The 11,333-nt window shown below is 30.7% G+C and carries 7 protein-coding genes and 2 pseudogenes; 2 read left to right on the top strand and 7 right to left on the bottom strand.

The window, feature by feature from the left end:
• A pseudogene (locus ACYQ0O_RS12660) lies at window positions 1–218 on the top strand (IS3 family transposase); the annotation flags it as partial.
• 271 nt (window positions 219–489) lie between these two features.
• Here the strand turns inward: ACYQ0O_RS12660 and ACYQ0O_RS12655 are convergent.
• The 6 genes from ACYQ0O_RS12655 to ACYQ0O_RS12630 all read right to left on the bottom strand — a co-directional run bounded on the left by ACYQ0O_RS12655 (window position 490) and on the right by ACYQ0O_RS12630 (window position 10,515).
• The gene (locus ACYQ0O_RS12655; RefSeq protein ID WP_459893638.1) at window positions 490–2,232 is read right to left on the bottom strand and encodes a GmrSD restriction endonuclease domain-containing protein; all 1,743 of its coding nucleotides are present in this window, start codon (window positions 2,230–2,232) and stop codon (window positions 490–492) included.
• 80 nt (window positions 2,233–2,312) lie between these two features.
• Window positions 2,313–7,025 (bottom strand): AVAST type 4 anti-phage nuclease Avs4, encoded by a 4,713-nt coding sequence (avs4, locus tag ACYQ0O_RS12650; RefSeq protein WP_459893635.1) that lies wholly within the window; start codon window positions 7,023–7,025, stop codon window positions 2,313–2,315.
• 198 nt (window positions 7,026–7,223) lie between these two features.
• The gene (locus tag ACYQ0O_RS12645) at window positions 7,224–8,969 is read right to left on the bottom strand and encodes a DUF2326 domain-containing protein (protein ID WP_459893633.1); all 1,746 of its coding nucleotides are present in this window, start codon (window positions 8,967–8,969) and stop codon (window positions 7,224–7,226) included.
• Window positions 8,941–9,201 (bottom strand): hypothetical protein, encoded by a 261-nt coding sequence (locus ACYQ0O_RS12640; protein ID WP_459893631.1) that lies wholly within the window; start codon window positions 9,199–9,201, stop codon window positions 8,941–8,943. Before ACYQ0O_RS12640 ends, ACYQ0O_RS12645 begins: the two co-directional genes overlap by 29 nt.
• Window positions 9,202–10,083 (bottom strand): hypothetical protein, encoded by an 882-nt coding sequence (locus ACYQ0O_RS12635; RefSeq protein WP_459893629.1) that lies wholly within the window; start codon window positions 10,081–10,083, stop codon window positions 9,202–9,204. It lies immediately after the preceding gene.
• Window positions 10,084–10,209: 126 nt separating this feature from the next.
• Complete coding sequence (locus ACYQ0O_RS12630; protein ID WP_162508005.1) at window positions 10,210–10,515, bottom strand: hypothetical protein; 306 nt, start codon at window positions 10,513–10,515, stop codon at window positions 10,210–10,212.
• A 135-nt stretch (window positions 10,516–10,650) separates the two neighbouring features.
• Here ACYQ0O_RS12630 and ACYQ0O_RS12625 point away from each other — a divergent pair, with 135 nt between their 5' ends.
• Window positions 10,651–11,049, top strand: a complete 399-nt coding sequence (locus tag ACYQ0O_RS12625; protein WP_459893627.1) for a hypothetical protein — start codon at window positions 10,651–10,653, stop codon at window positions 11,047–11,049.
• Window positions 11,050–11,064: 15 nt separating this feature from the next.
• On the opposite strand, the pseudogene ACYQ0O_RS12620 reads toward ACYQ0O_RS12625, so the two are convergent.
• Window positions 11,065–11,329 (bottom strand): annotated as a pseudogene (locus ACYQ0O_RS12620) (ATP-binding protein).
• Window positions 11,330–11,333 lie beyond the last annotated feature (4 nt).

Below are 11,333 nucleotides of genomic sequence, written 5' to 3'. Positions count from 1 at the left end.
ATAATAGTAAGCATTATCATAGTAAAATTAAGTTTGTTACTCCTGAGCAAAGACATTCAGGTCTAGACAATGAGATTTTGGCAAAGCGGAAAGAGGGTTACAAAAGGGCTCGCTCCAAACATCCAGAGCGGTGGTCTGGAAATATTCGCAATTGGGATCCAGTCCTTACAGTAGACCTTAACCCAGTTAATGAACAACAATGTAAAAAGGCTGCTTGATGGAAAAAATGGTATGGCTTTTGGCGACATCTTTATTGACAAACTCCGACACCAATAATCATTAAAGCTATACGTTTTATACGTTCCCACACGGATACATCACCTCTGAAGAATTTCGCCTAACGTTTTGCGGATAAAAGAAGGTTTGCGAAGCAAACTTTGGGTGAAGGGCTTTAGCCCAAAACCGTTTATCCGCTTGTTAAGTGACCGAAGCCCGTTAGGGCTGAGGCAAGGCAACGAAGTTGCCTCAGAGTGCCCGCCGTCGCTATATCTACTCATTATTTTCGTCCCCTACAAGTTTTCTTATATAGTTTTTTATTAGATTCTCTCTCAAAGTTATAATTTGTTCAAATTTTTCCTTTATTTCATCTGGTGTTGAACTTTCTTTTACACTTTTTAAGATATCAAACATCTCTTCATCTATAAAATGTTTCTCTAGAATATTCTTTACTTCTTCCTCACTTCCATGTATTTCAATCATTTCTTCGATATATGTAGCTGGTGCTTTTCTGCTAATTTTTTTGTTTGTAGATGATAAAATTAGTGTTCTATTGAGTACAATGTCTTTTTCAACATTTACATTTTTTATTTCTAAGAATTTCTTTGGGAAAATATGATGATCTTCTAAATCTTTTGCTGAAAATTTAATTTTGTCTTTCTCATAAAAATCCCATGCCCCTCTTCTAAAGAGCAAATTAAAAACACCTTTGTAAATAGAACTTCCAGAATATTTTGTATCTATTTTCATTATGTCTAATCTATTTCTTAAATTTGTTATTACTTCTGGAGGGGTATTGGAATCTGTTAACCAAGCTACTAAGTCTTTAAAGTCCTTGGTTTGCTTAGTTTCAGTTGAACCAGAATACCTTTCTGTAAAGATTACACACCAATACCATTTATTTATTTTATCAATATCAATATCTATTTCCCTACTCTCCGCTTTGAGAAACAATCCAAGCCATATTGAAATCAGAGAGGGATATGAGAGCCACCTGTTGTCGGCAATTCCATATTCGGAGACATCAAATAATCTCTTTAAAATTTTATCTTCCAGTATAATTACTGCCGATTTCCAATTCGTTTTATTCAAGGTTGTTGAATCTATTTTTATTATATCTCTTGCTTTTATGCTCATACCCTTACTCAGGGCTAATCCCTGAATAATATAATATGGGATTTTTGTGTTCTTTATATCATTAGATGCTATTTGTTTTAACCAATATTTTTCATTGAATGCATTTTCCCATTCTGTTCTTAAATTTATAAACTTATATAAGCGAGCAGTAAGTAGGTCAAATATTGATAGTTTAATACCTGTTCTGTTTATTCTTTCGAATAATATTGCTATATCTTCTGGTTTTCCTGTTAATGGAATGCTCAAAACATGAACTTGATAATCTATAATATTTTTTACATAATTTTCTATTTTCTGTGCTTCGTTCTCATTGAATAGATTTCTAAATTCACTATACCATAACTTCCAAAAATTTGATTCCTCTGCTAAAAAAGTTAAAGGTAAAATCTTCTCTTGTTTTAATTTTGATAAGATATACTTTCCATTTCCCTCTACCAGTGCTTTGTATTCTCTCCATCGCTTTGACCAACTAAAAACTGCGTCTTCCAGATTGTCATCGGTTAATTCTTGTAAATCTATAAAAAATGCATATGGATTTGTCGTGTTTTTTAAAGGAATACCTGGAGAATATAAAGCGTAAAACAATGAAGTTAATCGTTGTTGCCCGTCTAGAACTATAATTTCTGGTTTACGCATAAAATTACCATTAATTTTGTCTGCACCTTCTATTGGAATTACCTTAAAAGGAACATCTGAAGGATTTACTCTTTGTATAAGAAATGTACCTATAAACATTCTTTCCAGTAAAGAACATATAAGTTCTTCTATATCGTTTCTTGCCCAAACAAAATTTCTTTGGAAATCCGGAAGCATTACTTCTCCATAATATGCTTTTCTTACTAATTCTAACAATTTCTTTTTTGACCATTCTAATTCCATTATATTTCACCTCTTATTTATCTCAAATCCTTTACATGCGACGGCGGGCATTTCACTTAACCACTTGTTGTGCGACGTTTTCATATAATGCTTTCCCTCAACATATATCCAACAACTGAACCTTTTTTTACTAAAAAATCTAATATTAATAATACATTCTCTTTTAACTCTTTTGTTCTTTTTATTTTTTCACGATTATTATAGATAAATCTTCTAACAAGACTCTCAAGATAGTAAATGGTATCAGTTTCAAGTTCTTGGTTCAAAATATCTTTATTGTCTTTAATAATATTTGAAATCCATATTATTCCATCATCAATGTATGAAGTTCCAATACCGTTCAATAATTTAGCAAGGGCATATAAGGTAGAAGGACAATAACCTATTTTTTGAGAAACTTCTTGAAAAAACATTTTATTGCCACTTTTCAATGTATGCCATTCCTTGACATTTTCATTCCAAAGAACTGTGGCAAATAGATAACTTTTAATAATTTTGTCTATATACCAGTATCTTTCACCTTTTTTACAAATCTCAAATACTTTTTCTTTAAAAGATTCCCAAACTATCCAAAATTTATCATATGTATTTAGAATATCTTCAGCGTAAATAAATTCTTCAAACAAATCAGCAATTGTCTCCGATGCATTAAAGTTGTCTATAAATGGTTGCAGGTAATCATTAATCTCATCTTGAGGTAAGTTCAATACAAAATAAGCATATTTTCGTAAAAAACCATGCTTGACTTCGTAATCAATCCTATCTTTTCTGTTATCTGACAATATCTTGGGAGCAAAGGCATTAATTATTCTTTTTGCTATTTCTTTTTGAACTTTATCTTTTGTGCCTTTTGATATTAACTGAAAAGCTCTCTTTAAAATATATAGATCTAAATTCTCAATTTCGTCTAAATCTTCATAGGTTATTTCGTTATTCACAATTTTTTCAAGATCTGATTCATATTCTTTTATAAATAATTCTATTAATTCATGTTCTCTAACTTGATAAATGCCTTTTGTATAATTTTCTTTACGTATTTTCTCTCTTAAAGATTCATATTCAGGTTTTAGATATAAATATCCAAGGAGAAGCGACTGAGCATCCTCAAAACTAATTGAAAATAATTCTTGTATAGCTCTGGTAGGAAGGTCAGCGAATTCAGCATACATGCCAATGTGGTGTGGATCAAAAAGTGTTAGTAGTAATAAAATTACTTTTATATTTTTCCTTTCCTCAGGAAATTCTTTAAATAGAATCGGTAAAACAGAAATGGCTGATTCTACACCATCTGAAATTTGATATTGATAATCTGCTCGTAATGACAATGAGGAAAAATCTAGGATAATATCTTTACAAAATTCTTTTTCTTTGTCCAAAAGGATGTTCATATAATATTTAATCAGAACTGAGCATACTTCTGCAGGAATAGAATGATTAAAAAGATAGAATTCTTGTGATCTATTTTTATTAAGCTCATTTATAAGCTCTTTTACTTCCTTAAGAGCCTTTTTTGGATTTTCTTCGTATTGTTTATATTCTTTGTATTTCTCATCATTTTTTATTTTGTAACTTGCCCAGAATTTTAAAGGGCTATACTTTATAAACTCCTTGCTTTTAGCTAATGATTTTTCACTATATTCCTTTAGCTCTGGTTCAAGCTCTAGCTCAAATTGTATGGCAATTTCTTTATCAACTTGTTCAGTTGTTACCTTCATTTTTCTTCTATCCATTCTGGCAAGGAAAAGTTTCCAGGTCTTATCTGCCTCAGTTTCTTTATCTTTGTCTGGCAATTGACTGTAATAATCATCAAGAATCTTCCATAACTCGTGTTGTCTTTTCTTTGCCTCTTCCTCGCTAATTTCTTCGCTTCTAAAAGTTTGATAATACAAAAAAAGTTCCTCTAAGCTCCATTTTCTGTGTTTATCATCACAAGTTTTAATTCTCTCATCTTGGTAAATTTTATGATGGTAATTCAAACCATATCCTACAGAATACAAAGATCTTACATTAAATTCTGATACCAATCTTGTTTTATCTTGAAGAATAAACTCTTTTGTCCTGAATAAAATCTTGGCAACATTAAAAGTCTTATCAGGGTAAGCTAAAACAATACTTGCAACTACTGCTGAAATTGAAGCAGATTCTGAATTTTTAAGAAGATAAATAAGCCAATTCTCCAATGTTTTAGAATCAGTATCTTTCCCCCGTTCAAGAAAATATTTTTCTAAAGCCATATGAATGGATTGAAGCAAGCAAGGGCTTACAGGAGAGCCTGTACCCCTATACATATTCCATAAACAATGGCTGATATATTGTTCCTTTGTTGTGCCATCATAAAAATAAATCTTAACCTTTTTTACAAATGGGTCAAAACCAGAGTTAGCATAATGTTTAACGGATTTATTGGTAAATTCTAAAACAAAATCTACTGTTTCTTTCAGTGAATATTGAAGAAGCCAGTATATTGATGTTTGATACGCACTTGCTGGGAAATAGTCTAGATGTGTTTCCTCCAAGCCAAAATATTGTTCAACTTCTATAGAATGATGATAAGGGAATTTCTCTTTTCGTGGTGTATATGTCCAAAACAAATCAGCCAGTTTAAAAACATATTCTGGTAAAACTTTTGCAACTTCTATTCCTGCAAAGCCATTTTCTGCAATTGGAACAAGAATCATTTTCACCAAGTCATAATATGGATCTCTATGATACTTCCATTTATTCTTTAAAATTTCTTCAAAAATTTCTTTCAGCTCATTTTTAATTTCTGATGTCCCGTATAGAATAGTTTGCAAAAGTTTTCCTTTTGCTTCATTGTCATGAAAATATATATCTTCTTTAATAATCCATTGATAATATTTTAGAGCAATTAAACTTGCATATTTTGTAGTCTTCCCTTTTTTAAATTTTGTGTTCCAATCGTGAATTACAGGTAAAATAAAATTTATATTTTCAATTCCTATCTTTTCTATATTCTCAAAAACAAATTTTATAAGATTTTCCCATCCTTTACCTTTTGGCTTAGTTAGCACGTATTTTAAAGTAAATATATTTAGGCTTTTTAGTCCTAATTGCTTTAAAAAATCACTATCAACCTCTTTGCATGCCAATCTCAATAAAAAAGTTATTTTTTTAAATAAAACTTGATTATTTCTTAGTAATCCATGTTTAAAGATTTCAAAAAAAGAATCTGAATAATCAGAGAGCAATACGGAAATTAAAATTTCATCTTTCCAGAAATCCTCAATATTAGAATTTATAGCATCTTCAATGAATCGTTTTATATTTTCATCGTTTAATAGCAGTTTTTCTGATAGCCAGTTTCTTAAACTTCTACGGATAGGCAAAGATTCACCGATTGACTCAAAGAAATCTTCTATTGATGTCTTTCTGAGAAATTCTCTTTCAATTATTTTTTCTAATGCCCATTCTTCGTAAATATCATGAGTAATAAAGTATCCATAAGGAGACTCATAACCCAATATTCCATCGCTTAATAATCCGTCTAAAATTGATGATTCACAATCTGGATTTATATAAAATTCTCCACTATTCGCCCTGTCAAAAGCAATTTTAAAAAAACACTGCTCTCTCTTTGGTTTTGATTTGGTAATAACTTGATTCCATAATTTATTTTTAAACTCAATATAATCTAAAACTTCCCCTTCTTTATAATGCTTTAAGTATTCATTTAAATAAAACGGATTTCTAATAAGTTTGAACAATTTTTCATCTGTAGGTAAATTAAATTCATATTTTTCCGAAAGTTCTATGAGTTCTTCATTTGAAAGATTTTGAATATTAATATTTTCTGGTAATATTCCATACATTTCTGAGAATTCTGTATTAAGAACATCAACATAATTATCTCTTGTTGTAAAAATAATCTTCCATTTATTTTCGAGAACAATTTGTAAAAACTCTTTAAAGGGATCTGTATTGTCTATGTCCAATAATTTTTCTGCAGAATCTATTACAATAATCTTTTCCTCTTCATTTACATGAGCTTTAATAAACTCCTCAAAGTGGTATTCCCTGAAAAACTCATTAATACTTCTTAAGTTGTTAAATTCAGTTGCTTTAAAAACATAAAAAGGTACTTTATCTTTTAGATGTCCATAATAGTTTTTTATAACAGCGGTTTTCCCCACACCTGCAACACCACTTAAAATAATAGCTTGTGATTTTGTATTTTTTAGTTTTTCTATAACATCACTTCTATCAGCTTCAAATTCTTGATTTCTAAATTTAAATGTAGTCTTTATCCGTTTTAGAAGATTTTCTGTATGTTTTTCTTGTTCTTCAATTAACTCAAAAACACTTTTATCAAATGTGAAAAAGTGCTTGGCAATTATCTCGTTTTCTATAACAACAAACTCAGACTCAAAAAAACTTGCTGTCCTCCATTCTAATATGATATTAAGTTCTTTTGCTTTATCTTCAACTTCCATTAAGCCTTGTGGTTTTTTGCCCTTGTTTTGACCCCATTCTTGGTTGGTGTAAAAAAGCAATTTTGTAATGTTTGGATAATCTCTTTTTGTTTTTTCGAGAGTATGTAGTAATTCATCCTTATGATTTGAAAGAGATGTATCATAGAACTTAGCTTGCCAACCAATTACTTCATTGCCTTTTTCAATAGGGTTGGTTTCTATTGCAGATTGATTTTTATAACGAAATATTCCCTTGTCTTTTTTAAATTCGTTACAAAACAATAAGTAACAAAGCCACTCAAAAGTAGCTTGTGGATTCTCACTAAATTTTGCTTTGAATATATCCCAATTAGGTTTAATCATATATATTCCTCGTAAATGTCGCACAACGTGTTGGGCATATCCGAAGTTCCGAGCGAAGCGAGGAATTTGGACTGAGCGATAGCGAAGTCGGATATGCACCTGTTAAGTGACCCCGATAGGGGCAAGGTGCGAAGCACTGCAGAGTGCCCGCCGTCGTAAAAGTATATCAAAAATTTTGTTTTAGTATTATCCATTACATCAAAACTCTATTTTGAATATCATCTTTTGAGGATTGTCCTCATAAATGATGATGATATGTTCATTTAAGTTAAATGATAACTTCTCTTCTTCGTATTCACTCATGACATCTCCCTCATTTAATGTTATTATGTATTGTGCCTGATTATTACTTTTTTTTAATAATTCAAAAATATAGTTAAGAATTCGTATCTTTGTTTTTAGGTCTATTCCGTGAAGCACTCCATCGTGAATCAAAAAATGCGGCATAGTTCCTCTATGGTTTAAAATTTCTTTAAAGATGGTCAAATCATAAACCAAAATTTTTAGTCTTTCTCTTCCATAAGAAAGAGATTTTGGTATATCAACTCTTATATCAACAGGATTTTCTTTTTTGTTTGTGTATTCTATAGCTAGATAGCTCCCTTCACTCGTAGCAGTACAATTTTTAACTGTTTCCCTAAAACTCATCCCTAAGTTATTAATTTTTTCGGAATATTCTTTTAGCTCTTTTACAATTGTGAAATGTAGGTCAGACATTTCCTTTTCAATTCTTAGAATTTCTTCACTTAGACCATCAATTTGTTTGATGATATTTTCTATATATTGAAAAGCTGTTCCTTCTTCAAGTAATTTTTTGTAAGCTTCTTTAATTATATCGAATCTACCTTTTGTATCTAAAATCTTATACAATTTTTTGCGTTCTTCTTCCAGTTCATAATAGTCCTTCCAAAGTTCATTTAATTTATCTTTAAGCTCTCTTTCTCGTTCTGCTAAATATTTTTTTCTGTTATTTGCGATGGCTTTTCTGAATTTTATAACTTCTTCCAGATTCTTTTTTAAGAAAGCACCTAATTGAGCGTTCAACATGCTATAAAATTTCGTAGATTCTTTAATATCTACCTCAACATTTACAGCATAACTTTCTTGGATAGAGTCCAATTTTCTTTGTATTTTTTGGATTTCAAGTAATTTTTTAGAAATTTTATTGGTTAAATAGCCTATTCGATCTTCCATATCTTTATATGTGTTGATAAAATTGTAATCTTTTATTGCATTCTCAAGTGTCTGGATCTTTTCCTTTATTTCCCTAAGTTCTGACTTTATTTCATGAAAATGTTTCCCTGTTTCTTTTTCTAATCCTTCTATCATCCTATTTTGAATTTTCTTGCTTTCTTGCAATTTTCGTTTTAACATCTCAAGTTGGTATAGATTTTTGTTAGGTAGTCCCATTAAATAGGAGTTATAGACAATAATAAGATTTTTGGTAATATTTGGATGCAAAAAATTGTATGGGACTTTCCTTACTTGATGGTTAAGATCATCTTTTATAAAAAATTTAATCAAACTTCTAAACCATTTGTTTTCATAGTAAGTATTGTTGTATGCCTTAAAAAAGATATCAGCCAATACGGATTTCAATTCTTTTTCTGAGTATTCATGCACATCTGTAGTACCCATTTTACCAAAGAGAATTTCTTTTTTGTTAAACCATCTCTTTATAAAATAAATTTCATTTTGCATATAAAACTCTAATACTACGTTGTGGCTATCCAGAAAAGGAAATGTTTTAACATTGAAAAATTTATTTTTAGCAGTCTGAGAAAGAAGACAATAATCTACTAGTCTGATAAGAGTTGATTTCCCTATGCCATTTATTTCTTTTTGAGTAGAAGAATATTTACCCAAAATTATGTTTAGCCCTTCTTTGAATTTAACTTCATCAAACAAACCCGTTTCAGAATAGAGTCTTTTGAGCCTTATCATGTTTCACCACCTTTATTTTGTAACTCTCTATAACAATTAAGTCCAAGGTATACAAAGTTGTTATTGCATCCATGAATAATTTGGGCGTTCTTTTGATATCTTTTTTCAAAAATTTTATGAGCAAATCCTCAATAAACATTGCATTATTATTTTTTATAAGTTCACCAAGTATCTCATTCCCTAATATTAGTATGTTCATTCGCAAATCTGACTCAGGTTCAGGAAGTATCATTTAATCACCTCCAGGTTTGCTCCCAATAAGACACTGTTCAAACAAATATAACAAAATGAGTTCACTATAATTTTTATATTCATCATCCTTAGGATATTTTGAGGAAAATCTTTTTACTAAATGATTAAACCTTTCTTTAAAAGTTATTTTTTTATCAAGTGCTTGGTACTCATTTAAAATCGTCATTTTCAAATTTGAAATGAAATCACTATCAAATGATTCTAAAACCTTTTGCAAATAACCAATATGTTCTGCATAAAAATGGGTAAACTTTCTTTTTACTATTTCAATATCTTCTCCTGTAAAATTTCTTTCTATTTTTGCCAATGTGTCTTCAGGAGGATTATATTGCGGGCTATAATTTGTTAATTCTTCTTTTAATTTTGTGAGTTCTTCGATCACTTCTTCTACAAAATCAAATTCAATAAGTTCAGTAGATAAAGAAAATACATCTGATAATATTTTTCTTCTTTTGCTGGGAGGCAAGTTTAAAATAAAGTTTATCAATTCTTCTACACCCCAAATATCAGAATTGGGGCTCTTATTTTTGATATAAGTAACCATACTACCCAGTAACTTCTGATTGATAATAAAACGCCATTTATATCCTAATATCATGTAATTTTTTTTGTATTTTATGTAATCTTCATCCACTTTTTTCTCAAACTTTTTCTTATTATATTTTTCAGGAGCATAGCATGCCAAACATACTTTTTCAGCTTCAATAATCCCATCACTGCCTAAATCTCTTTTTTGTTTAATAGATTTATAATTTCCTCCATAAAGTATGGAAAAAATGTTATCGATTATCTCGTTGAATTGTATTCCATACAAGTGTTCTATTTTTGATTTTAAAATATCTTTCAAAGTTTGCCTATTCATGATTTAAACACCTCTTTGAAACATTTCTTTAAGACGGCGGGCATTTCACTTAACGTCCCGCGGACATACGAAGTTTTCCGCAGGGAAATTTGGGCGGAGGCGATAGCCGAAGCCGTATGTCCGCTGTTAGGCGAAGTTTGTCTCTTCATTGTTATCCATTGCTTCTTTAGCTTTATTTTCGAACTCTTCCGGCTTCTTAATCTCACCTTCAAAAAAGTAAGCCTCTGCCGCCTTCCCAATCGTATATGTTCCTGTATAAGCAATTCCTGCCGAAACCATCGAACCGAAAACAGGTATCAATTTAACCAATTGACGGAACAGCGTTCTTAATCCTACACCGACTCCCAACGTTATTCCAGATGCAGTTAAAAACTCGATTGCCGTCTCTTCTGTAACCGATCTGCAGGATAAGCCACCTATTATTGCAATCAATAACATTTGTAAAGGAGCCAAAATAACCTTAATATTGCATTAGAGGCAGGAAAATACTTGCAAGTCACCTCTAATATGGTGTAATTATTAGGATAGAAGAAAAAAAAACAAAACATACCAAGGAGGTGACTTGCAATGAAGAATATAGATTTAAAATTAGGTAAGTGCAATGAAAATATTACTCCTTTTGGAGGATTAATATTATTTAGGAGTTTTTTAAAGAGATTGGGGGTATCAGAGATAATAGATAGGAATTTTCCAAGGGGAGGATCTAACAGGTCTATATCTGCTTCTTTAAAGATAATACCAATTATATTGTCCATGATATGTGGAGGCAGGGGAATATCAGATGTGGAAAAGATAGGATCAGACAAGGTAATATGTGAGATGTTAGGTTTAGATAGAGTTCCTGATATTTCTACAATTAGTCGTTTTTGCAATAGATATGGGAAAGAGGAAGAGGCTATAGGATTTTTAGTGTCAATTGTCACAAAAATTAACCCGTTTTTTTCACGAAAATTGACCCACCCATAGAGTTAGACAAAAAAATTATTTTTGTTTCTTATCAAACAACTCTTTCATCCTGTAACTTTTTCCTTGAATGAGAAAGGGGTAGGAGTGGTGTAGCAGCCTATCAAGGATGGCGGCAGCTACCACTTCATCCCCAAAAATATCCCCCCACTCATCAAAGGGTTTATTAGTAGTTACTATATGAAGTCCTTTCATATCTTTTTGAAATGAGCTTAAAGAATAAAGAGGCTGCGTGTTTGCCTATTTCAAGGTATCCCAATTCGTCTATGATTAAGAGGTCTATTCTG

It is taken from the genome of Desulfothermus okinawensis JCM 13304 (assembly GCF_054654515.1).
This window is presented reverse-complemented; position numbering and strand designations above follow the sequence as displayed.

Bases quoted from the DNA above. Each gene is read 5' to 3' on its own strand.
- ACYQ0O_RS12625 (WP_459893627.1), top strand. From the start codon at position 10,651: ATGAAGAATATAGATTTAAAATTAGGTAAGTGCAATGAAAATATTACT.
- ACYQ0O_RS12640 (WP_459893631.1), bottom strand. From the start codon at position 9,201: ATGATACTTCCTGAACCTGAGTCAGATTTGCGAATGAACATACTAATA.
- ACYQ0O_RS12645 (WP_459893633.1), bottom strand. From the start codon at position 8,969: ATGATAAGGCTCAAAAGACTCTATTCTGAAACGGGTTTGTTTGATGAA.
- avs4 (WP_459893635.1), bottom strand. From the start codon at position 7,025: ATGATTAAACCTAATTGGGATATATTCAAAGCAAAATTTAGTGAGAAT.
- ACYQ0O_RS12655 (WP_459893638.1), bottom strand. From the start codon at position 2,232: ATGGAATTAGAATGGTCAAAAAAGAAATTGTTAGAATTAGTAAGAAAA.
- ACYQ0O_RS12635 (WP_459893629.1), bottom strand. From the start codon at position 10,083: ATGAATAGGCAAACTTTGAAAGATATTTTAAAATCAAAAATAGAACAC.